The sequence below is a fragment of the Pseudomonas asplenii genome, from assembly GCF_900105475.1.
Lineage (GTDB): Bacteria > Pseudomonadota > Gammaproteobacteria > Pseudomonadales > Pseudomonadaceae > Aquipseudomonas > Aquipseudomonas asplenii.
Genome location: NZ_LT629777.1, coordinates 385370 through 406980, shown reverse-complemented (window position 1 = coordinate 406980; position 21611 = coordinate 385370). Strand labels below are relative to the sequence as shown.

Genomic DNA, 21611 nt, shown 5'->3' with positions numbered 1-21611 from the left:
GCCGCAGGTTACGTCGATAATAGCGAAAGTCGGGTGGGCGTAGCGACGCCTGTCAGGGCAGGGCTCGATTTTCGTGCCCGGCAAGGTATGCTGGGGGTACTTTTCCCCTGACATCCCGACGTTCCTGCGAGCCGACAGCGTTCCATGATGACCCACCTTGCCCTGTTCCTTTGCACCTTCGTCGCGATGGAGGGTGTCGGCTACCTGGCGCACAAGTACGTCATGCACGGCTGGGGCTGGTTCCTGCACCGTTCGCACCATGAGGAGCACCTGGGGGCATTCGAGACCAACGATATCTACCTGCTGGTGCTGGCGGCGGTGGCGATCACATTGATCGTACTCGGTAACAGTGGGCACGATCCCTTGCAGTGGGTCGGTGCTGGCGTGGCGGCTTTCGGGATCATCTATGTAATCGTGCATGACGGCATGGTGCATCGCTACTGGCCGTTCCGGCCACGGCCACGCAATCGTTACCTGAAGCGGCTGTATCAGGCGCACTTGCTGCATCATGCGGTGAAAGGGCGCAGGAACAGTGTGTCGTTTGGCTTTCTGTATGCGCCGCCGTTGCGCACGTTGAAGCGGCAGTTGCGCGAGTCGCGCCATGGTGTTGCGCGCCGGGAAGAGGCGGGCGAGCAGGCCTGAGTCGGGACGAAAAAAAACCGCCTTAGTAGGGCGGTTATTTTCGCAAATCCAGTATGGAACTGATTTGCTGATCTCATAGAGACCTTCACGTGGACGGTTCAATGTTACTGAGACTCTTTGTGTTGTGCAATGCTCATCCACCGGGAGATCTGGATGGAACAAAAACTGGCTCAGCCTGAAATGTCTTGATTGAACTTCGTCGAAAAAACAGCCTGATGGAAACATCTGACGACTGGCGTTCGGATACGATGTCGGCGCTCTCACGTTAAAGGAGTGCTACGAGGCAGCCAGGCCTGCGCGCGCATTTTCGGCCCCCCTGACACGGCTTAGTAACCCGTGCCGGATTCGCTCAGGGGGCCATCAGCCTGGCCGCCTCATGGAGTCCTTCACGTGGACTTGAAGGCGTACGTGTTCCGGTAAGTACGCTGGAGGTTTGGCCCACCTTGGGGGCCGAAGTATGTCAAAGATCCTGCGACGTACCTGGAGCCTCGTAGTCAACGCATTTCGGGCTTATCGCCTGTATGAGTTTCTACGGGATCATTTCGATAATCAGCGGTAAGGGTTGTTGAGGTGGCCTGCCCCGACTTCGGTCGGGGCGGGTTTGAATTCATGCAAAACTCGCGGAACTCTCCTACAAATACTTTGTAATACTCAAACCTTTAGGCGTTGGGCTTGCCTGCGAAACCGCCGGCCCAGAGGGCGCGGGTCTCAAGTGAACGCCCAGGAATTCCCTCCGTTCTCATCCTCCTTTAGTCGTAAACCCTGGTCCGGCCAGTGGACGCGGTAATGCCAAAATAGTAGCGTCGTCCTCAAAGCCCCCGCTACTGGCGCTCCAACGCGCCAATGCCCCAGGCCTTCATGTTCGTTAAGGAAGACGTAGTGAACTGCCTGTCGGGTACTGATCTCCTTCAGCCCGCCCCTGGCAGTCACTTTTCAAGGATGAATAATGGCTGCCAAATCCCCCCACAACCACCAGCAGAAGCACCTGGCCGTGCTGATCGATGCCGACAACGCCCAGGCGACGATTGTCGAAGGCCTGTTCGAGGAAATCGCCAAATACGGCATCGCCAGCGTGAAGCGTATGTACGGCGACTGGACCTCGCCGCAACTGGGCAGTTGGAAAAAGCTGATGCTGGATCACTCCATCCAGCCGATCCAGCAATTTGCCTACACCAAGGGCAAGAACGCCACGGACAGTTCGCTGATCATCGATGCGATGGACCTGCTCTATACGCGCGGCTTCGATGGGTTCTGCCTGGTTTCCAGTGACAGTGACTTCACTCGGTTGGCCGCGCGCTTGCGTGAGGAAGGGATGACGGTCTATGGCTTTGGCGAAGAGAAAACGCCCAAGCCGTTTGTGAAGGCTTGCGACAAGTTTATCTATACCGAGATTTTGCGGGCTGAAGCGGTGGTGGAGCAGGGCGGGCAGGGGGATAAGCCTTCTGCTGTGGCTCATCCTGTTTCTGAGGTTGAGAAACCATCACCCCCTCCAACTTCGGCGAAGCAGCCGAAGGTGCCGGTAGGGTTTATCGCGAAGATTCTTGATGACATTGCCGATGAGGACGGATGGGCGAATCTCGGAGCTCTGGGCAATAACATCAACCAGTTACGTTCCGACTTCGACTCTCGACTGTATGGGCATACCAAACTCAGTGGTTTGATTCGCAGCCAAAGCAAATCGTTTGAGTTGGAAAGCCGAGGATGTGTGTCAGGTAGTGCTATTTTGTACGTTCGCAATAAGAAAGTTGGTAATGATTGCCCATCTCACTAAGTTATAGGCTGCTATATTTTTTTGCTGGTTTATTATATTTATATTTTATGTGCGGTTTGGCCGGTAGCGTCTGCGAGGTTTTATAATGAATTCGTTACAAGAAAATATTGGTGGGGAACTTCATTACGTTTCAAGTTTTGAAGAAGAAATTGAAAGGTTAGGTGGAGGAGTCTTAACAGATAGCGCATTCTCAGATGCTCGCGATGCCCTATGCTCTGCGATTTGCAATATTTGCCATCTGAATGGTCATTACTCAGGCGAAAATATTGAGCGTGTATTAGGTAAAATTGAAACGGCGTCGGAGGGACACCGTACTGCGGTTTTATTGCTAATTAGAGCTCTGTCAGTAGAGGGGTTGCTTCAGTTGGAGGAACCTCATAGCCAAATTCCAAGAAAAATAATAAATCTTGTAGAAACGCATACTCCCGAGATAAAAAAACAATGCAGGCTTGAGAAGCAGCAAACATTTGAGAAAATACATCTTATAAAAGCATTTCACGGTCGTGCTTGTGATAACTTAAAGATTCTTTCGGGGTTGCCTAATGAGTTGGGTAGTATTGGTAATCAGCGAGATTTGATTTTAAAGGCATTAAGACAAGGGCAGTTTCAGAGCTATCTCCAACCATTCAATTATTCAATTATTAAGCCAAGGCTGGAGTCTATATGCGAAAAAATATCTTTGCTGAACTCTTGTGTAGGTGCGGGTTATAAGGAGATATTTGATGATTTGTGCCTCTTGGTGTCGAATACACAGGATGCTGTGAGAATCTATACTTCTTTTTTGTCGAGGGAGTTTGTAAAGCCATTTTTAGCGTCGGTTTCAATCGCCTTAGATAATATAAAGGACACATCATCAAGTCAGTTTAAATCGGTTATTGAACCGCTAAGGAGCCCACCTAAAGCGGCAGCTAAGCGCTATCCTTTGCATCAGGAAGATAAAAGTTTAATTATTTCTATTCCTATGATTAATAAGGGGCCGAGTACTGCGATTGATGTAAGAGTTGAGGTGGATTGCGGGGCGGATAATCAAAGCTTAATTTTTGATAATGAGCAGCTGCATTTGGGGGATGTTCCTGTTGGGGAGTTTTCAATCTCCGTTAGAGCTTGCGTGATTTCTTCATCGAAGTTAATAAAGATGATAATTCAAATTAACTGGAGAGAAGTATTTGATGAGTCTGATGGAACTATTTTTGATGTCCATGTTGAAGGTCAGGATCCAGATGTTGATTGGTCTTCTTTGGAACGGCTTGAGCCATATAGTTTAGAGGTTGCGGAAGGAGAGATGTTTGTCGGTCGTACGGTAAAGGTTAGTGCTATTGGCAAAAAACTGCTAAAAAACCAATGGCTTCAACTTATATAGCGGGGCAAAAAAGAATCGGAAAAACTTCGCTGGCAAGAGCGGTTTTGAGTTATTTGGAACAACAGAGCTCTGATTTTAGAACACTGTATCTTGAATATGGTGAGTATTGTTCGACGTCACCTGAGAAAACCCTTAAGTCATTAGGTGAGAATATTTACGCGTTTTTGCATGATTCGTTACCCGCTGTCGATAGCTTTGATCCGGATTTTACTGAATCCATTTCAGCTCTTAATCAGTCTGCTCGTTTGCTTGAAAAAAAGCATCCGCAACTCCGCTTTATAATTGTTTTAGATGAGTTTGATGAGATACATCCTGAAATGTATCGGATAGGGCCGTTGGCTGAAACTTTTTTTGCTAACCTAAGGACTTTAGCAGCGAAAAATAATTTGGCATTCATTCTGGTTGGAGGAGAGCGGATGCCATTTATTATTGGTGCTCAGGGGGACCAACTTAATAAGTTTTCGCGTGAGCCACTAGATTTTTTTTCAAGGGTAAGCGAATGGAATGAATATGTTGAATTGGTAACAAAACCTGTTCAGGGGAAATTGAATTGGGATGATGCGGCCATAAATTTGCTGTTTACGCTTACTAATGGGCATCCCTATTATACAAAATTATTGTGTTCAAAGATTGTATCTGACGCGGCGGTTGAGAGGGATACGGAAATTATAATTTCAGATGTTGAGCATGGGCTGAATATTTTGCTGTCTGAGCTGGATACCAATTCTTTTGCTCATATATGGAAGGATGGAATTAATGCGGAGAGAGAGCAGGCTGAAGTTACTGAGCTGAAACGCCTTAGAGCTTTGGTTTCTATAGGGAGGGCTTTAAGGTCAAAGAAGCCAAGTATTTCAGGGGTAAAGGATAATATAGATAGGGTAAGACTTCAAGAACATGAGGTTCAGCCTCTGATTGACGATTTTTTACGAAGAGACATACTTAGGGAGAGACATGGAGAACTGTATTTTACAGTTCCAATTTTTCAACGATGGTTGATGGATTTTGGGGTTTCTAAACTTATCACAAGTACCTATGCTGATGAGCTTGAAGCTGGGATTAAAGAAGCGGAGGATCAGGCCTTCGTTAAGTCTGGGGAGATTCAAGATCTTACTGATACATGGCCTCTATATAAATCACAAAAAATCGGTAGCGAACATGTGAGAGCTTGGCTTGATCAGGTTGGTGATTTTCAAGATCAAAGATTGCTTTTTAAGATTTTGCAAAATGTCCGTTTTTTTTCTTCTGCGGAAATAGAAGAAAAGTTTAAAGATGCCCATGATCGCTTCGTTAGGCCAATAATAGGTGCAGCCACAATGACGAGGCGGACTGATAAACGGAATGATGTTTGGATTACATATGTTGATGGGGTGGGTAAGAGCGGAGCGCAATGCGCTAGGGACTACGCAAAAATAAATTCTATCTCAACAGCCCGGATAATTGAGCCTGCAAATATTTTCAAAAGACTTTCTGGAGAGGGAATTTCCCAATATGATGCGCCAAAAGCAGTTATAATAATAGATGACGTTGTTGGGACGGGGAAAACGTTGTCTGATGGTCTATCCGATTTTACAAGTACTTGCGGCGAGCTTCTTGAAAGATTAAATGTTCCTGTTTTAGTTGTAATGTTGATATCTACTGAGGAGGGAGAGCGGAAAATTGATAGGGATAATAATTTTGATAATGTAAAATACCATGTCTGTGAGTACCTTTCTCACGATTCCTGTGCTTTTCCTAATAAAGATAATGGACTGTGGAGTAGCGATGAAGAGAAGTTTAGGGCGAAGGCGCTTTGTTCAAGAATAGGGTCGCGACTTTATAAGTCTCCTTTGGGGTACAAAGATCAGGGGTTGTTATTGGTTTTGCCGTATACTTGCCCAAATAATTCACTACCAATTTTATTTAAGTCTAGCGTTGATAACCCTCCTTGGAATGCTTTGTTTCTTAGGCCTGTTACTTAGGTGTTGGTGGTTTTTTAATGTTTTTATTTGAGGATTGATTTTTTCTGAAAGCTTGTTTTAAATAATTATTTAATTATGGCGGGTGGCGTTTTTTTTGATTTCAGAGTTTTGGTTTTAATTTTTAGTTGAATTTGTCTAGAGGGTACATAGGCGGGGTTTCAAGGAGATAAGTTTTATCATCTGCTTTGAAATATCTTGGTTTGAACCTTGCTTTGAAAGCTTTCCGGGCTCAGCTATTATTTTTCTGTCGCTGCCAATCCAGCGACCGGGCCTGGAAACCTGTGAAACAAAAGATAGGCGCATAGGCGCCACCATCGATTAGACTGCTGGCGCTTTTTTGAGTCCGCACGTCCGTGTCATGGCGGCTGTGCGCGGGAGGCCTTCGGGCCTGCCGGGTGCCTATCTTCCCGGTTTCCAGCCTGCGTACAGCTGCCACCCTTCGCCTGGAAACGAGTGGTACAGCTCCTTCATTGTAAGCGCTCCATAAACCCCACTTGGCTAAAGATAGGTAAAGCGCTTAGCTGTGAAGTCGAGGTTCGCAGTTCCACGGCAGCAAGGCTTCGTAATCCTCAACCGAAGTCGCCGTTGGCAGGCGTTCCAGTGCGTGGCGCAGCCACGCATAAGGCTCTTGGCCGTTGGCTTTGGCAGTCTCGACCAAGCTGTAAAGTTGAGCACTGGCCGTCGCGCCCTTGGGCGTGTCGCTAAACAGCCAGTTCTTTCTTCCGATCACGAAGGGGCGGATCGCGCGTTCTGCCGCGTTGTTGTCCATCGGCAAATACCCTTCCTCGACGTATCGCTCCAGCTTGCTCCAGTTACTTGCGAGGTAACTGATGGCTTTGCCCAAGGCATTCTGAGCGGTGACCTGGGGCTGCGTCTTTTCGATCCAGCTTTTCAACTGAGCCAGTATCGGCAGGCTATGTTCGTGACGGCCGATTTTACGATCAGCGTCGCTACTGGCCTTCAAGTCGCGTTCGATCCCATACAGCTTGTTGATCAGATTCAGCGCGATATCCGCACGTCCCGTTTTACCTTTGGGCTGCACTTTCTGTGCTTCAACAAACTTGCGTCGCGCATGCGCCCAGCAGCCTAGACGCTCAACTCCGTCCTGCGCGCCCAAGGCATTGTAACCGGCGTAGTCATCGGTCATCACGTAACCGCGATAACCTTCGAGCAGGCGCGTTGGCACCTCCTGCGCACGGCTGGTGGAGTAGTCAAAAAGGATGACCGGCCTATCCGGTGGGCCGCCGGTTTGCACCCACATCCAGGATTGGCTGCTCGGTTCTCGATCTGGTTCTTTCAGCACTTGCACGCGCGTTTCGTCGCAGTGGATGACGCGGCTTTCCAGTAGCCGGTCGCGCATCAAATTCAGCAGCGGCTGAAAGTGTTCGCCGCACTGGATCACCCAGCGAGCCAAAGTCTGGCGCGGGATATCAATACCGTAGCGACCCAACACTTTTTCAAATCGATGAAGCGGTAAACCGTCAACGTATTTGGTAGTCAGCAACATCGCCAAAACGCTGGGGCTGGCCATGCTTTTTTCAATCAGTTGAGCAGGCTTGTCCGCAGTGACTGGGGCGGCTTCGCATTCACGGCAACCGTAGATCTTGCGCACATGCTTGATCACGCGGATCTGCATTGGCACGATCTCAAGCTGCTCGCTGATTTCCTCACCAATGCTGTGTTTACGGCAACCGCAGGCGCAGGTCAGTTCGTGCTCGGGCAGTTCGTGGATGACTTCGATGCGCGGCAGATCGGCAGGCAGCGGCTTGCGCTTGCCACGGCGCTTGGCGGGGGCGACAACCTCTTCTTCAGCGTTTTCGTCGATAGCTTCGACGACGCTTTCGGCTTCGTTGAAGAGCGCCAACTGCGGTGTGGCCGGATCGGCTGTTTGCTCGGACTTGCGTCCGAACAAGCGCTGGCGCAGCAATGCGTTCTCTTCTTCTAGAAAACCGACCCGCGACTGCATCTTCGCAAGCATTTGCTTGAGCAGTTGGAGATCGTCGGGAAGGTTGTCGGGCATGGATTTCATGCCCTGGATTATACCGAATCAGGCCACGAATCGCGGCGTCAAAACCTGATGGGGACGGTTACGCCAGAGGTCAAAACCGTCGAGCAGCCAGTTCAGTTCCTGGACGGTGAGGACAATCGCCTCGTCGGTGGCATCGGGCGATGTTTTGAATCGCTCTGATTCCAGGCGTTTGAGCCAAAGGCAGAAGCCGTTGCGCTCCCAGTACAAGATTTTCACTCGGTTGCGCGGCTTGTTGAGGAAAACGAAAAGTACCGGGTCGAACACGGCAACCTTGATATCCAGTTCGACCAGCGCAGCCAGTCCGTCGATGGATTTTCGAAAGTCTACAGGTTTGGGGTAGAGGTACACTTTTTCGACTTTGGCGTCGGGTCGCATCATGGCGCACGGGCTCCTGAGAGTATCGGGAGCCCAGCATCCCGCGTTAGCTTAGTGCTTTGAATGTGGGGTTTATGGAGCGCTTACATCCGACTCGGTCATGTCCAGGACCGAGTCGGCGCACGCCGGTCAGAAGTCGCCTGTCACTGCCGTGATGGTGGGCGTTTCGCTTGCATTGCAAACAAGCTTGCCCCGCGCTGATGGAGGGGGCTTCGAGGGTGTATTTCAAGATTTGAAAGGCGCTGGAAGGCACTTCAGATGGGCTGGGAACTCCGCCCGGAGCTCGGCGCCCACAGGATTGTGGGATTCTTCGGAGTTTTGCACAGACAGCTCCAAGAACGTCCCTTGGCCTGCTTTCACAGGCCAGGGGATCATTCCAGGCGGTCTTGTAAACCTAAGCCTCCCACCCCGCGCCACTGACCGCTGCCTGCGCCAGCGGATGCAGGTCCGCGCCCTGGTGTTCCGTCTGCCAGGCCAGCAGTTCCTTGCGCATGCCCGGGGTCCAGAACATCTGCAGGTGATTGCGCACGCCGAGCATGGCCAGTTGCTCGTCCGGTTCGCTGGAGAAGTACTGGGCGATCTGGTTGGCCATCTTGATCAGGTTGTCGGTGCTCATCGGCGTACCTCCGCTTTTGCTCCGGTGCTGCGTGCCTGGCGGCGTTCGTCGAGCAGGCGCTGTTGTTCGTCACTGAACGCCTGGTAGCGTTTTTGCCACTCCGAGGGGTGGTAGACGCGGCTGACTTCCACGGCGGTGACCTTGTACTCCGGACAGTTGGTGGCCCAGTCGGAGTTGTCGGTGGTAATGACGTTGGCCCCCGACTCCGGGAAGTGGAAGGTGGTGTACACCACGCCCGGTGCGACCCGCTCGGTGACCCGCGCGCGCAGTACGGTCTGGCCCGCGCGGCTGCCGATACCGACCCAGTCGCCTTCGTTGATGCCCCGGCTCTCGGCATCGGTCGGGTGGATTTCCAGGCGGTCTTCGTCATGCCAGGCGACGTTGTCGGTGCGTCGGGTCTGTGCGCCGACGTTGTACTGGCTGAGGATGCGGCCGGTGGTCAGCAGCAGCGGATAACGGTTGTTGACCTTTTCCTCGGTGGGCACGTAGCCGGTGAGCATGAAACGGCCCTTGCCGCGTACGAACTCGTCGATGTGCATGGTCGGCGTGCCGTCCGGCGCCGCCGCGTTGCAGGGCCATTGCAGGCTGCCGTGACGTTCCAGGGCGGCGTAGCTGACGTGGGTGAAGGTCGGCGTCAGGCTGGCGATTTCATCCATGATTTGCGAAGGGTGCTGGTAGTTCATCGGGTAGCCGAGGGCGTTGGCCAGGGCCACGGTGCCTTCCCAGTCGGCCTTGCCACCCAGCGGTTCCATGACCTTGCGCACCCGCGAGATACGTCGCTCGGCGTTGGTGAAGGTGCCGTCCTTTTCCAGGAACGAGCTGCCCGGCAGGAACACGTGGGCGAACTTGGCGGTTTCGTTGAGGAAGATGTCCTGCACCACCACGCACTCCATGGCCGACAGCGCCGCGGTGACGTGTTGGGTATTCGGGTCGCTCTGGGCGATATCCTCGCCCTGGCAGTACAGGCCCTTGAAGCTGCCGGCCAGCGCGGACTCGAACATGTTGGGGATGCGCAGGCCCGGATCAGGTTGCAGGGTCACGTTCCAGGCCTGTTCGAACTGCGTGCGCACCGCTTCGTTGGAGATGTGCCGGTAGCCCGGCAGCTCGTGGGGGAAGGAGCCCATGTCGCAGGAACCCTGGACGTTGTTCTGCCCGCGCAGCGGGTTCACGCCGACACCTTCGCGGCCGATATTGCCGGTGGCCATGGCCAGGTTGGCGATGCCCATCACGGCGGTGCTGCCCTGGCTGTGCTCGGTGACGCCCAGGCCATAGTAGATCGCCGCATTGCCGGCGCCAGCATAGAGGCGGGCGGCGGCACGGATATCGGCGGCTTCGACGCCGCAGATCAGTCCAAGAACTTCCGGCGAGTTTTCCGCGCGGCTGACGAACTCGCTCCAGCGGGCGAAGTCGACACCTTCGCAACGGGCGTCGATAAAGTCCTGGTCGAGCAGGCCCTCGGTGACGATGACGTGGGCCAGTGCATTGAGCATGGCGACGTTGGTGCCCGGGCGTAGCGCCAGGTGCAATTCGGCGCGGGCATGGATCGAGTCCACCAGGTCGATGCGCCGTGGGTCGATGACGATCAGCCGGGCGCCTTCACGCAGGCTGCGCTTGAGTTGCGAGGCGAACACCGGGTGGGCGTCGCTGGGGTTGGCGCCCATCACGAGGATCACGTCGGCCTGCATCACCGAGTCGAAACTCTGGGTGCCGGCGGATTCGCCGAGGGTCTGTTTCAGGCCATAGCCGGTGGGCGAATGGCAGACCCGCGCGCAAGTGTCGACGTTGTTGTTGCCGAAGGCGGCGCGTACCAGTTTCTGTACCAGGTAGGTTTCTTCGTTGGTACAGCGGCTGGAAGTAATGCCGCCGATGGAGTCGCGCCCATATTTCTGCTGCAGGCGACGGAATTCGCTGGCGGCATAGGTCACGGCTTCATCCCAGCTGACTTCCTGCCAGGGGTCGCTGATGTGCTTGCGGATCATCGGCTTGGTGATGCGATCCGGGTGGGTGGCGTAGCCCCAGGCAAAGCGGCCCTTGACGCAGGAGTGGCCATGGTTGGCCTGGCCGTTCTTGTCGGGAACCATGCGTACCAACTGGTCGCCTTTCATCTCGGCGCGGAACGAGCAGCCCACGCCACAGTAGGCGCAGGTGGTGATCACGGCGTGTTCGGGCTGACCCAGTTCGACCACGCTTTTTTCCATCAGGGTCGCGGTGGGGCAGGCCTGCACGCAGGCGCCGCAGGACACGCATTCGGAGTCGAGGAAGTTCTCGCCACCGGCCGCCGCGACCCGCGATTCGAAGCCACGCCCGGTGATGGTCAGAGCAAAGGTGCCCTGGGTTTCTTCGCAGGCGCGCACGCAGCGGTTACAGACGATGCACTTGCTCGGGTCGTAGTCGAAGTAGGGGTTGGAGGTGTCTTTCTGGTCGGCCAGATGGTTTTCACCGGCGTAGCCATAGCGCACTTCCCGCAGGCCGACCTGGCCGGCCACGGTTTGCAGTTCGCAGTTGCCGTTGGCCGAGCAGGTCAGGCAGTCCAGCGGGTGGTCGGAGATGTACAGCTCCATGACGTTGCGTCGCAGGGTGGCGAGCTTCGGCGTCTGGGTGTGTACGGTCATGCCCTCGCTGACCGGCGTGGTGCAGGACGCGGGATAGCCGCGCATGCCGTCGATCTCCACCAGGCACATGCGGCAGGACCCGAAGGGCTCCAGGCTGTCGGTGGCGCACAGTTTGGGAATGCTGGTCCCGAGCATGGCCGCCGCCCGCATCACCGAGGTGCCTTCGGGCACGCTGATGCTCTGGCCGTCGATGTTCAAGGTGACCTGTACCTGGCTGTCGCGCGCCGGGGTGCCCAGGTCCATGTCGGTTTTCGGGTCGAAGAGAGTGATCATTGGTCGGCCTCCGAAGGCTGCAGACCGAAGTCGGCAGGGAAGTACTTGAGGGCGCTGGCGACCGGATAGGAAGTCATGCCGCCCAACGCGCACAGCGAACCGTATTGCAGGGTGTCGCACAGGTCCTTGAGGATGATCGCCTGTTCATCGCGACCGCTCTGGTCGGGAGCGGCCAGCAGGCGGTCGATCACCTCCACGCCGCGCGTCGAGCCGATCCGGCACGGGGTGCATTTGCCACAGGACTCCTCGGCGCAGAACTGCAGGGCGAAGCGGGCCATGTGGGCCATGTCGAGGCTGTCGTCAGCGACCACCACGCCACCGTGACCGAGCATGGCGCCAATGGCCGCAAAGGCCTCGTAATCCAGCGGGGTGTCGAAGTGTTCCGGGGGTACCCAGGCGCCGAGCGGGCCACCGACCTGGGCGGCCTTCAGCGGTCGACCGCTGGCGGTGCCGCCGCCGTAGTCTTCCACCAACTCGCGCAGGGTCAGGCCAAACGCCCGCTCGACCAACCCGCCGTGACGGATGTTGCCGGCCAGTTGGAAAGGCATGGTGCCCAGGGAGCGGCCCATGCCGTAGTCGCGATAGAACTGCGCGCCCTTGGCCAGGATCAGTGGCACCGAGGCCAGGGTCAGCACGTTGTGTACCAGTGTCGGTTGGCCGAACAGGCCTTGCAGCGCAGGGATCGGCGGCTTGGCGCGGACGATTCCGCGTTTGCCTTCGAGCGAATCCAGCAGGGCGGTTTCCTCGCCGCAGATATAGGCGCCGGCACCGACCCGCACTTCCAGGTCGAAGGCCAGGCCGCTGCCGCCGACATCGCTGCCGAGGTAGCCGGCGGCGCGGGCGATGCCGAGCGCCTCGCGCAGCGTCGCCACTGCTTGTGGATATTCCGAGCGTACATAGATGTAGCCGTAGCTGGCGCCGACGCTGAGTCCGGCAATGGCCATGCCTTCGATCAACAGGAAGGGGTCGCCCTCCATGAGCATGCGGTCGGCGAAGGTGCCGGAGTCACCTTCGTCGGCGTTGCAGACAATGTACTTCTGCGCCGCCTGGGTGCTGCGCACCGTGCGCCATTTGATCCCAGCGGGGAAAGCCGCGCCGCCACGACCGCGCAGGCCTGAATCGAGCACGGCGGTGGCGGTCTGTTCGCCACCGAGAGCGATGGCCCGGGCCAGGCCCTCGAAGCCGCCGTGGGCGCGGTAATCCTCCAGGGACAAGGGGCGGGTGATGCCGGCGCGGGCGAACAGCAGGCGTTGCTGGCTCTTCAGGTAGGGCAGTTGTTCCACCAGGCCCAGGGCCAATGGATGGCTGGACGGATCGCCTTGCAGGGCATCGAGCAGCGCTGGCACATCGGCGGCGGTCACTGGGCCGAAGCCGATACGGCCTTGGGGGCTGTCGACTTCCAGCAGCGGTTCGAGCCAGTACAAACCACGGGAACTGGTGCGTTGCAGATCCAGCGACAGATTGCGCTCCCGGGCCTGGGCCAGCAGCGCCGTGGCGATGTCGTCGGCACCGACGGCGCGGGCCAGGGAGTCAGTGGGCAGGTAGAGCGTCGGCATCATGCGTCCTCCCGGCAGGCATCGAGCAGGGCGTCCAGGCGTTCGGCGCTGAGCCGCGCATGTACCTGGCCATCCAGCTCCAGGGCGGGCGAGCAGGCGCAGGCACCGAGGCAATAGACCGGACGCAGGCTGATGCTGCCATCGGCGCTGCTGCCGTGGTCGTTCAGTTGCAGGCGGTCGCGCAGCTGCGCAGCGAGTTGTTCGGCGCCGCGGCTCTGGCAGGATTCGGCCCGGCACAGGCGCAGGATATGTCGAGCGGGGGGCGCGGTGCGGAAGTCGTGGTAGAAACTGATTACGCCGCGAACCTCGGCCTGGCTCTGGTTGAGGGCGTGGGCAATCTCTGGAATGGCGGCATCGGGGATGTAGCCGATGCCCTCCTGAATCTCATGAAGGATCGGCAACAGTGCGCCGGGGGAGCCTTTGTGGCGCTCCAGCAGGCGGTTGACCATAGACAGGTGCAGCATCTCATCAGGCATACAGCATTCCTCACGGTCACGGACAAACCCGGTGGTTGTCGTTTGTCCGAAAGTGTCGGCTGCGGCATACACACCACGTCACGGTATCGTGGCATGCCCGTTGGCCAGGCACCCTGAGTGGCCTCTTTTGGGGTCCGGTGCGATCTTTGTCGCACCTCTTCAGGGCATAAAGAGCAGATTGCCATGCGGCTTTGGGTTCATCAGTACCAAAGCGACGTGGACGGTTCTTTCTGCGACTGGACTTGAGTATAGAAGGCTACGGCTCGGGGTATGGGACAGGAGGGCAAAGGCCAAAAATGCAGGCGAAAAAAAACCGCCTTAGTAGGGCGGTTTTCCACAAGCCAGCTTGTCGCTGGCCTGCTGGTGTCACTGAGTGCATCAACGTGATGTGCTCACTTTACTCAGACCTTTTAACGTCTGCAATATTTGGGTGTAACCGAAATTTTCCAAGAGTGCGACGGAGACAGCCTTACACTGAGATTTCTTGATTAAAGTGGTTACACAATGGGTGTTTTTTTCAGCCCTTTGTTCTCAAACATTCAAGTATTCTCCTTTGGCTCTCTCGTTCTAAGCACTCTTTGAAGTAGTCAGGCTATCGCGCGCATTCAGGACCCTCTGACACGGCTTAGTAACCCGTGCCGGACTCGCTCTGAGGGCCATCAACCTGGCCGCTTCACTGAGTGCATCAACGTGGACTCGAAGGCGTACGTGTTCCGGTAAGTACGCTGGAGGTTTGGCTCACCCTTGGAGGGCCAACGTATGTCAAAGATCCTGCGACGTACCTGGAGCCTCGTAGTCAACGCATTTCGGGCTTATCGCCTGTATGAGTTTCTACGGGATCACTTCGATGACCAGCGGTAAGGGTTATTGAAGTGGCCCGCCCCGGTCTCGGCTTGGGCGGGTTTAACGAAAATCCCTTCAGTCGAGCCCTTCCAGTAGATTTTCTTCGCGCAGAATATCGTTAATGACCGACTCTCGGGCCTCGACGAGGCCTCTTCTCAGCACGGATTATAGTGAGTTATAGAGCTATTATAGATTCGCCATGGTGACGGTGATTTCGGGTCAAGGGGCACTGAGCAGGTGTCGACTGATTGCCCTGAAATATCTCGCTTCAAACGCTTTTTGAAGCACTCCGCGTATCTCGCTATCCTCGAAATGTCGTTGAAAATCCAGCGACCAGGCCTGGAAACCTGCGGAACAAAAGATAGGCGCATAGGCGCCACCATGGTTAGACTGTTGGCGCTTTTTTGTGTCCGCACGTCCGTGTCATGGCGGCTGTGCGCGGGAGGCCTTCGGGTCTGCCGGGTGCCTATCTTCCCGGTTTCCAGCCTGCGTACAGCTGCCACCCTTCGCCTGGAAACGACTGGTGCAGCTCCTTCATCAAGGTAGGAGTAACGCATGAACGTGTCGACTCAAGAGTTTCAGTTTCAAATCCCAAGCATCCAGGCATTCGCCAGAGGTGCAAAATGACCACATCATCCCCAATCAAAACCCTCGGCGCCGTCACCTTTTCTACCTGCGGTTCCCAAGGCCGCGAGCTGTTTCGCGTCAATGGCGATGTGCCGATGCTGGAAGCCATGGAGCATGCTTCCCTGTTGTTGCAGTGCGCCAAGGCGTTGTCCCTCGATGCGGCATTAGACGCAAAGGATGGCGAGCGCTATGCCTGGGCGGCGCATTATCTGGGGGAGATGGGCAAGGCCGTGATCGATGATCTTACGCAGGGGATGTTGCTTGAGGCATAGGCCTGCGCGGTTCAGGACGTAGCGCTTTGGCGGTGGGTGTTGGCAGGCTCACCGCGTTATCGTTCTTCGTCGGAACGCCGCCCGGAGCAAGCTCTGCTCCTACAGGGTGGGGGCGCGTGTTTCCTGATGCTTGAGAGTTCTTCAGGCGGTCCTGATTTCTTCCAGCAGCTCTGGGTGCCGGTCGAGTACTTTAAGCAGCTTGACCAAGGCCAGCGATGGCTTGGTTTTGCCATTCTCGTACCGAGAGAAGGCATTGATGCCTCCGCCGAAGATTTCCGCCGCTTCTCGCTGATCAAGGGAAAGTTTCTTGCGCACGCTGGCAATGAATCCTGGATCAACAATGGCTGTATTGACCTGTTTCGAGAACGCGCGCATTTCACGCATGACGCGGTCTGATTCAGCCAGATTCAGAACGGACTCGCCGCATACTGGGCAGAAGTCACCTGTCACTGCCGTGATCACGGTGTTTTCGCCCTTGTAGGTGTAGGGTAGGTCACGAGTATCGTGGAGCAGTTCTGCCGCACCACAGGCAGGGCATTTCATGTTCATAGCTCCTTGAAGGATACGATCAGTACGTCATCGATCACCGTCAGCTTCAAATACACATCGCCGACCCGGGTTTTGGGACGGTATACGTCCTGCCAGATCGTGTGATCGGCGTGTGTGGTCATGCTCTTGTAAAAGTCCGAGGTAGCCAGGCTCATCACAACGCCCAGCATATCGAACAATTCCAGCCCGAGCTCATCCGCCCCCATTCGGGCAGAGTGCGTGGTACGTACCTTCCCCGCCTCGACCAAGACTTTGATGATCGATAGCTTGCAATGGGGAGTGCTTTTTTCCATGAGATTAGATACTAACCTACTAGGTTTTTATTTGGCAACTTGGTGGATGCCTCAGAGGGCCAAGACTACCCTGAAGCTCCCATCGGTGCTGTCGGGGTGTATTTCAGAATTTGAATGTTAAGGGGGTGGGGAGGGAGATTCTGGTCGGGTGCAGCCAGCCAGGAGATCTTCATGGGCTGGCCCACTCTCACAGTTGAGGCTATCCATGATGAAGGGATGACCCCGATGCGCTTTTCGTCACTGAATGTCTTTCAGATAGTCCCTGAGCAAGCCAAGCGGGGTCTTCAGTTCTTCGGTCGTCTGAGCCTGATCACAGCCATCTGCCAGTCGCTGTAGCTCTCGGCCCAAGGGCTTTTGCGTTCCGCCAACAGCTTCCATCGCCACCGCCACGCAGGCCTTGACCTTGCCTCGGATCGCCTCGACATCACCCTTGCGCAGCAGCAACTCGAACACTTCCTTCTGGTACTCGCCCATCACCACGTCATCACGCAAAAGCGGGCTCCCGCCGTCAGTTTCGTAGGCCAGTTTGAGGGCAAAAAGGGCGACGGTTTCCAGTTGCGATTCCATGAGGCATTTTCCTCCGTCGACCGCTGCGACCGCGGGTGGTGGCTTTTCTGCAGGCGAAAAAAAAGACCTTGATAATCAAGGTCTTTTTTAATTTTGGTGCCCCGAGGGAGACTCGAACTCCCACTCCTTTCGAAAACGGATTTTGAATCCGCCGCGTCTACCAATTCCGCCATCAGGGCTCAATGGCGGCGAAGTATAGAGACGTGACTACCGTTGGTCAATCGCCTTTCATGGTCAATTTTGACGAATTCCGCTAAACTTTCCGGCCCTGCTGGACGAACCCCCATCATGCGCGTCGCTGACTTTACTTTCGAACTTCCCGATTCCCTGATTGCTCGCCATCCGCTGGCCGAGCGTCGCAATAGCCGCCTGCTGACCCTCGATGGGCCCAGCGGTGCCCTGGCACACCGTCAATTCACCGATCTGCTGGAGTATCTGCGCCCGGGCGATCTGATGGTGTTCAACAATACCCGGGTCATTCCGGCCCGCCTGTTCGGGCAGAAAGCCTCCGGCGGCAAGCTGGAAATCCTGGTGGAGCGGGTGCTCGACAGTCACCGCGTGCTGGCGCATGTACGCTCCAGCAAGTCGCCCAAACCCGGCTCGAAGATCCTCATCGAGGGCGGTGGCGAGGCCGAGATGCTGGCCCGCCACGATACCCTGTTCGAACTGGGTTTCGCCGAGGAAGTGCTGCCCTTGCTGGAGCGCGTCGGTCATATGCCGTTGCCTCCTTATATAGACCGCCCTGATGAGGGGGCCGACCGCGAGCGTTATCAGACGGTCTACGCCGAGCGTCTGGGCGCCGTAGCCGCGCCGACTGCCGGCCTGCATTTCGACCAGCCGCTGCTGGAGGCCATTGCCGCCAAGGGCGTGGAGACCGCGTTCGTCACCCTGCACGTGGGCGCCGGCACCTTCCAGCCGGTGCGCGTGGAGCGCATCGAAGACCACCACATGCACAACGAGTGGCTGGAGGTCACCCAGGACGTGGTCGACGCCGTCGCGGCCTGCCGTGCTCGCGGTGGTCGGGTGGTCGCGGTGGGCACCACCAGTGTGCGTTCGCTGGAAAGCGCGGCCCGCGATGGCGTACTCAAGCCGTTCAGCGGCGACACCGACATCTTTATCTACCCGGGCCGGCCGTTCCATGTGGTCGATGCCCTGGTCACCAACTTCCATCTGCCCGAATCCACGCTGTTGATGCTGGTTTCGGCCTTCGCCGGTTATCCCGAAACCATGGCCGCCTACCAGGCCGCCGTGGACAACGGTTACCGCTTCTTCAGTTACGGTGATGCGATGTTCATCACCCGCAACCCCGCGCCGACCGGACCCCAGGAATCGGCACCCGAGGAGCAAGCATGAGTCGTACCTGTCGTATGTCGTTCGAGTTGCTGGCCACCGATGGCAAGGCCCGTCGCGGTCGCCTGACGTTCCCGCGCGGCACCGTCGAGACCCCGGCCTTCATGCCGGTGGGTACCTACGGCACGGTCAAGGGCATGCTGCCACGGGATATCGTCGCCACTGGCGCCGAGATCATCCTCGGCAACACCTTCCACCTGTGGCTGCGTCCGGGCACCGAGGTGATCAAGGAACACGGCGACCTGCATGATTTTATGCAGTGGAAAGGCCCGATCCTCACCGACTCCGGTGGTTTCCAGGTGTTCAGCCTGGGCGCCATGCGCAAGATCAAGGAGGAGGGCGTGACCTTCGCTTCGCCGGTCGATGGCGCCAAGGTGTTCATGGGGCCGGAGGAGTCGATGCAGGTGCAGCGCGACCTGGGCTCGGACATCGTGATGATTTTCGACGAGTGCACGCCGTACCCGGCCGATGAAGACGTCGCGCGGGTGTCGATGGAGTTGTCGTTGCGCTGGGCCCAGCGCTCGAAGAACGCCCATGGCGACAACACCGCCGCGCTGTTCGGGATCGTTCAGGGCGGCATGCATGAGAACCTGCGCATGCGCTCCCTCGAAGGCCTGGACAAGATCGGCTTCGATGGCCTGGCTATCGGCGGTCTGTCGGTGGGTGAGCCCAAGCACGAGATGATCAAGGTGCTGGACTATCTGCCAGGCCGGATGCCGGCTGACAAACCTCGTTACCTTATGGGCGTTGGCAAGCCGGAAGATCTGGTGGAGGGTGTGCGCCGCGGGGTGGACATGTTCGATTGCGTGATGCCAACCCGTAATGCCCGCAATGGGCATCTGTTCATCGATACCGGCGTGCTGAAGATCCGTAACGCGTTTCATCGCCATGATGATTCGCCGCTGGATCCGACCTGCGATTGCTACACCTGCCAGAACTTCTCCCGTGCTTATCTGCATCATTTGGACAAGTGCGGCGAAATGCTCGGGAGTATGTTGAATACCATCCACAACTTGCGTCATTACCAGCGCCTGATGGCTGGTTTGCGCGAGGCTATTCAACAGGGTACATTGGCCGCCTTTGTCGATGCCTTCTATGCCAAGCGCGGACTTCCCGTGCCGCCCTTGGACTGACTTTTCAGAATTGTATTCTCGTAATTGGAGTGCCAAATGAGCTTTTTCATCTCTAACGCGTTCGCTGATGGCGCGGCCCCTGCTGCTGCCGGTCCTGCGGGCGGCTTTGAGTGGATTTTCCTGGTCGGTTTCCTGGTCATCTTCTATCTGATGATCTGGCGCCCACAGGCCAAGCGTGCCAAAGAGCAGAAGAACCTGCTGGGCAGCCTGGCCAAGGGTGACGAAGTGGTGACCACCGGTGGTATCGCCGGCAAGATCGTCAAGGTGACCGATGAGTTCGTGGTACTGGAAATTTCCGACACCGTCGAAATGAAGTTCCAGAAGGGTGCCGTCGCGGCCACTCTGCCTAAAGGCACACTGAAAGCGATCTAAGTTTCAACATTCAACAATCGACGGGGCGCGCAAGGCGCCCCGCGTCATAAGCGGGCGGCGTGATGCTGAACAAATACCCTCTGTGGAAATACGTACTGATCGTGGTGGTGCTGGCGATCGGTTTTATTTATTCCGCTCCCAATCTCTACCCTGACGATCCGGCTATCCAGGTCAGTGGTGCCAGCACGGCGCTGCAGGTCAACCAGGCCGATCTGGACCGGGCGAGCAAGGCGCTCACCGATGCCGGTATCACGGTCAAGGCTGCTACCCTGGCTGCCAACGGCAAGGACGGCCTGCTGCGTCTGAGCAAGCAGGAAGACCAATTGCCAGCCAAGGATGTCGTGCGCAAGGTGCTCGGCGACGATTACGTGGTTGCCCTCAACCTGGCACAGACCACCCCGCAGTGGCTGCGCAATATCGGCGCGCATCCGATGAAGCTGGGTCTGGACTTGTCCGGTGGTGTGCACTTCCTGCTGGAAGTGGACATGGACAAGGCTGTCGACGCCCGCCTGAAAGTCTACGAAGGCGACGTCAAGAGCCTGCTGCGCAAGGAGCGTGTGCGTTATCGCAGCCTGCCGCAGCTCAATGGTGCCATTCAGCTGGGCTTCACTGACAACGATACCCGCGAGCAGGCCCGTGCCCTGATTCGCAAGGGTTTCAATGATTTCGACATTGTTCCGGCCGACCTGAATGGCCAACCGGTACTGCGTCTGGCGATGACCCCGGCCAAGCTGGCGGAAATCCGTGAATACTCGATCAAGCAGAACTTGACCACGGTGCGTAACCGCGTCAACGAGCTGGGTGTGGCCGAGCCGCTGGTACAACGCCAGGGTGCCAACCGCATCGTGGTCGAGCTGCCGGGCGTACAGGACACTGCAGAAGCCAAGCGGATCCTCGGCAAGACCGCCAGCCTCGAGTTCCGCCTGGCCGCTGAGCCGGGTGCGTCGAAGGCGACCTCCGAAGAGTTCGAATTCCGCGAGGGCAAGCGTCCGCCTGCGCTGATCGAGCGTAGCCTGATCATCACCGGTGACCAGGTGACCGATGCCAAGGCCGGTTTCGGCGAGCACGGCACTCCGGAAGTGAACATTCATCTGGACAGCCATGGTGGCGAGCTGATGAGTCGTGCCACGCGCACCAACGTCGGCCGTCAGATGGCGGTGATCTTCATCGAGCAACGTCCGGTGACGACCTACGCCAAGCAGATGGTCAACGGCGTCGAGAAAGAAGTGGCGGTGCAGAGCTTCAAGGAAGACAAGAAGATCATCAGCCTGGCGACCATTCAGTCACCGCTGGGCTCGCAGTTCCGTATCACCGGTCTGAACGGCCAGGGTGAGTCGTCCGAACTGGCTCTGCTGCTGCGTGCCGGTGGTCTGGCTGCGCCGATGTACTTCGCGGAAGAACGTACCATTGGCCCGAGCCTGGGTGCCGACAACATCACCAAGGGTATTGATGCGTCGCTGTGGGGCATGCTGTTCGTGTCGCTGTTCATCATCGCCATCTACCGCTTCTTCGGCATCATCGCTACTGTGGCCCTGGCCTTGAACATGGTCGTGCTGCTGGCGCTGATGTCGCTGCTGGGGGCAACGCTGACGCTGCCGGGTATTGCCGGTATCGTGTTGACGATGGGTATGGCGGTGGACGCCAACGTGCTGATCTTCTCGCGGATCCGCGAAGAGATTGCCGCGGGCATGACCGTGCAGCGGGCGATCAACGAAGGCTTCAACCGGGCCTACACCGCGATCGTCGACGCCAACCTGACCAGCTTGCTGGTGGGCGGGATCCTCTTCGCCATGGGTACCGGTCCGGTCAAGGGCTTCGCGGTCACCATGTCCCTCGGGATCTTTACCTCGATGTTCACGGCCATCATGGTGACCCGCGCGATGGTCAACCTGATCTTCGGCGGTCGTGACTTCAAGAAGTTGTGGATTTAAGGGGCT

18 protein-coding genes and 1 tRNA gene are annotated in these 21611 nt (G+C 56.7%); 9 read left to right on the top strand and 10 right to left on the bottom strand.

Annotated features, from left to right (window positions below; translation table 11 throughout):
• Positions 1–144 precede the first annotated feature (144 nt).
• The 4 genes from BLU37_RS01880 to BLU37_RS01870 all read left to right on the top strand — a co-directional run bounded on the left by BLU37_RS01880 (position 145) and on the right by BLU37_RS01870 (position 5731).
• Positions 145–642 carry a sterol desaturase family protein gene (locus tag BLU37_RS01880; protein ID WP_090202060.1) on the top strand — a complete coding sequence of 166 codons (498 nt, stop codon included), beginning with the start codon at positions 145–147 and terminating at the stop codon, positions 640–642.
• A 946-nt stretch (positions 643–1588) separates the two neighbouring features.
• Positions 1589–2413 carry an NYN domain-containing protein gene (locus BLU37_RS01875; RefSeq protein ID WP_090202059.1) on the top strand — a complete coding sequence of 275 codons (825 nt, stop codon included), beginning with the start codon at positions 1589–1591 and terminating at the stop codon, positions 2411–2413.
• Between the two features lie 85 nt (positions 2414–2498).
• Positions 2499–3773: a hypothetical protein gene (locus BLU37_RS28945; RefSeq protein ID WP_157696361.1), complete on the top strand. Its 1275-nt coding sequence runs from the start codon at positions 2499–2501 to the stop codon at positions 3771–3773.
• Positions 3755–5731, top strand: coding sequence for a phosphoribosyltransferase-like protein (locus tag BLU37_RS01870; protein ID WP_090202058.1), 1977 nt, complete (start codon positions 3755–3757; stop codon positions 5729–5731). The genes BLU37_RS28945 and BLU37_RS01870 overlap by 19 nt, the downstream gene beginning before the upstream one ends.
• 517 nt (positions 5732–6248) lie before the next feature.
• Here the strand turns inward: BLU37_RS01870 and tnpC are convergent.
• The 6 genes from tnpC to BLU37_RS01840 form a co-directional block, all read right to left on the bottom strand.
• Positions 6249–7760, bottom strand: coding sequence for an IS66 family transposase (tnpC, locus tag BLU37_RS01865; protein WP_090202057.1), 1512 nt, complete (start codon positions 7758–7760; stop codon positions 6249–6251).
• Between the two features lie 18 nt (positions 7761–7778).
• A complete protein-coding gene (tnpB, locus tag BLU37_RS01860) occupies positions 7779–8138 on the bottom strand; it encodes an IS66 family insertion sequence element accessory protein TnpB (protein WP_004883347.1) in 360 nt (119 codons plus the stop codon).
• A gap of 391 nt (positions 8139–8529) precedes the next feature.
• The gene (locus BLU37_RS01855; protein ID WP_010452719.1) at positions 8530–8751 is read right to left on the bottom strand and encodes a formate dehydrogenase subunit delta; all 222 of its coding nucleotides are present in this window, start codon (positions 8749–8751) and stop codon (positions 8530–8532) included.
• A complete protein-coding gene (gene fdhF, locus BLU37_RS01850) occupies positions 8748–11636 on the bottom strand; it encodes a formate dehydrogenase subunit alpha (RefSeq protein ID WP_090202056.1) in 2889 nt (962 codons plus the stop codon). Before fdhF ends, BLU37_RS01855 begins: the two co-directional genes overlap by 4 nt.
• Positions 11633–13195: a formate dehydrogenase beta subunit gene (locus BLU37_RS01845; protein WP_172832988.1), complete on the bottom strand. Its 1563-nt coding sequence runs from the start codon at positions 13193–13195 to the stop codon at positions 11633–11635. Before BLU37_RS01845 ends, fdhF begins: the two co-directional genes overlap by 4 nt.
• Positions 13192–13668, bottom strand: a complete 477-nt coding sequence (locus BLU37_RS01840) for a formate dehydrogenase subunit gamma (RefSeq protein ID WP_090202055.1) — start codon at positions 13666–13668, stop codon at positions 13192–13194. Before BLU37_RS01840 ends, BLU37_RS01845 begins: the two co-directional genes overlap by 4 nt.
• Positions 13669–15134: 1466 nt before the next feature.
• Between BLU37_RS01840 and BLU37_RS01835 the strand changes: the two genes are divergently transcribed.
• The gene (locus tag BLU37_RS01835; RefSeq protein ID WP_090202054.1) at positions 15135–15410 is read left to right on the top strand and encodes a DUF3077 domain-containing protein; all 276 of its coding nucleotides are present in this window, start codon (positions 15135–15137) and stop codon (positions 15408–15410) included.
• 141 nt (positions 15411–15551) lie between these two features.
• Here BLU37_RS01835 and BLU37_RS01830 read toward each other — a convergent pair whose 3' ends face one another.
• From BLU37_RS01830 to BLU37_RS01815, 4 genes are all read right to left on the bottom strand, one after another.
• Entirely contained in the window at positions 15552–15953 is a 402-nt protein-coding gene (locus BLU37_RS01830) for a type II toxin-antitoxin system MqsA family antitoxin (protein ID WP_019363110.1), read from the bottom strand.
• A 2-nt stretch (positions 15954–15955) separates the two neighbouring features.
• The gene (locus BLU37_RS01825) at positions 15956–16252 is read right to left on the bottom strand and encodes a type II toxin-antitoxin system MqsR family toxin (RefSeq protein WP_090202053.1); all 297 of its coding nucleotides are present in this window, start codon (positions 16250–16252) and stop codon (positions 15956–15958) included.
• A gap of 237 nt (positions 16253–16489) precedes the next feature.
• Complete coding sequence (locus BLU37_RS01820) at positions 16490–16819, bottom strand: hypothetical protein (protein ID WP_090202052.1); 330 nt, start codon at positions 16817–16819, stop codon at positions 16490–16492.
• Between the two features lie 94 nt (positions 16820–16913).
• Positions 16914–16998, bottom strand: a tRNA-Leu gene (locus BLU37_RS01815).
• 109 nt (positions 16999–17107) lie between these two features.
• On the opposite strand from BLU37_RS01815, the gene queA reads away from it, so the two are divergent.
• The 4 genes from queA (at position 17108) to secD (ending at position 21605) form a co-directional block, all read left to right on the top strand.
• The gene (gene queA, locus BLU37_RS01810; RefSeq protein ID WP_010452737.1) at positions 17108–18172 is read left to right on the top strand and encodes a tRNA preQ1(34) S-adenosylmethionine ribosyltransferase-isomerase QueA; all 1065 of its coding nucleotides are present in this window, start codon (positions 17108–17110) and stop codon (positions 18170–18172) included.
• A gap of 14 nt (positions 18173–18186) precedes the next feature.
• Positions 18187–19302 (top strand): tRNA guanosine(34) transglycosylase Tgt, encoded by a 1116-nt coding sequence (gene tgt, locus BLU37_RS01805; protein WP_010452739.1) that lies wholly within the window; start codon positions 18187–18189, stop codon positions 19300–19302.
• Between the two features lie 36 nt (positions 19303–19338).
• Positions 19339–19674 carry a preprotein translocase subunit YajC gene (yajC, locus tag BLU37_RS01800; protein WP_010452741.1) on the top strand — a complete coding sequence of 112 codons (336 nt, stop codon included), beginning with the start codon at positions 19339–19341 and terminating at the stop codon, positions 19672–19674.
• 62 nt (positions 19675–19736) lie between these two features.
• On the top strand, positions 19737–21605 hold the full coding sequence (gene secD, locus BLU37_RS01795; protein ID WP_090202051.1) for a protein translocase subunit SecD: 1869 nt from the start codon (positions 19737–19739) through the stop codon (positions 21603–21605).
• The last annotated feature ends 6 nt before the right edge of the window (positions 21606–21611 follow it).

Excerpts from the sequence above, each read along its gene's own strand:
- BLU37_RS01880 (WP_090202060.1), top strand. The coding sequence starts at position 145 with ATGATGACCCACCTTGCCCTGTTCCTTTGCACCTTCGTCGCGATGGAG.
- BLU37_RS01875 (WP_090202059.1), top strand. The coding sequence starts at position 1,589 with ATGGCTGCCAAATCCCCCCACAACCACCAGCAGAAGCACCTGGCCGTG.
- BLU37_RS28945 (WP_157696361.1), top strand. The coding sequence starts at position 2,499 with ATGAATTCGTTACAAGAAAATATTGGTGGGGAACTTCATTACGTTTCA.
- BLU37_RS01870 (WP_090202058.1), top strand. The coding sequence starts at position 3,755 with ATGGCTTCAACTTATATAGCGGGGCAAAAAAGAATCGGAAAAACTTCG.
- tnpC (WP_090202057.1), bottom strand. The coding sequence starts at position 7,760 with ATGAAATCCATGCCCGACAACCTTCCCGACGATCTCCAACTGCTCAAG.
- tnpB (WP_004883347.1), bottom strand. The coding sequence starts at position 8,138 with ATGATGCGACCCGACGCCAAAGTCGAAAAAGTGTACCTCTACCCCAAA.
- BLU37_RS01855 (WP_010452719.1), bottom strand. The coding sequence starts at position 8,751 with ATGAGCACCGACAACCTGATCAAGATGGCCAACCAGATCGCCCAGTAC.
- fdhF (WP_090202056.1), bottom strand. The coding sequence starts at position 11,636 with ATGATCACTCTCTTCGACCCGAAAACCGACATGGACCTGGGCACCCCG.
- BLU37_RS01845 (WP_172832988.1), bottom strand. The coding sequence starts at position 13,195 with ATGATGCCGACGCTCTACCTGCCCACTGACTCCCTGGCCCGCGCCGTC.
- BLU37_RS01840 (WP_090202055.1), bottom strand. The coding sequence starts at position 13,668 with ATGCCTGATGAGATGCTGCACCTGTCTATGGTCAACCGCCTGCTGGAG.
- BLU37_RS01835 (WP_090202054.1), top strand. The coding sequence starts at position 15,135 with ATGACCACATCATCCCCAATCAAAACCCTCGGCGCCGTCACCTTTTCT.
- BLU37_RS01830 (WP_019363110.1), bottom strand. The coding sequence starts at position 15,953 with ATGAAATGCCCTGCCTGTGGTGCGGCAGAACTGCTCCACGATACTCGT.
- BLU37_RS01825 (WP_090202053.1), bottom strand. The coding sequence starts at position 16,252 with ATGGAAAAAAGCACTCCCCATTGCAAGCTATCGATCATCAAAGTCTTG.
- BLU37_RS01820 (WP_090202052.1), bottom strand. The coding sequence starts at position 16,819 with ATGGAATCGCAACTGGAAACCGTCGCCCTTTTTGCCCTCAAACTGGCC.
- queA (WP_010452737.1), top strand. The coding sequence starts at position 17,108 with ATGCGCGTCGCTGACTTTACTTTCGAACTTCCCGATTCCCTGATTGCT.
- tgt (WP_010452739.1), top strand. The coding sequence starts at position 18,187 with ATGTCGTTCGAGTTGCTGGCCACCGATGGCAAGGCCCGTCGCGGTCGC.
- yajC (WP_010452741.1), top strand. The coding sequence starts at position 19,339 with ATGAGCTTTTTCATCTCTAACGCGTTCGCTGATGGCGCGGCCCCTGCT.
- secD (WP_090202051.1), top strand. The coding sequence starts at position 19,737 with ATGCTGAACAAATACCCTCTGTGGAAATACGTACTGATCGTGGTGGTG.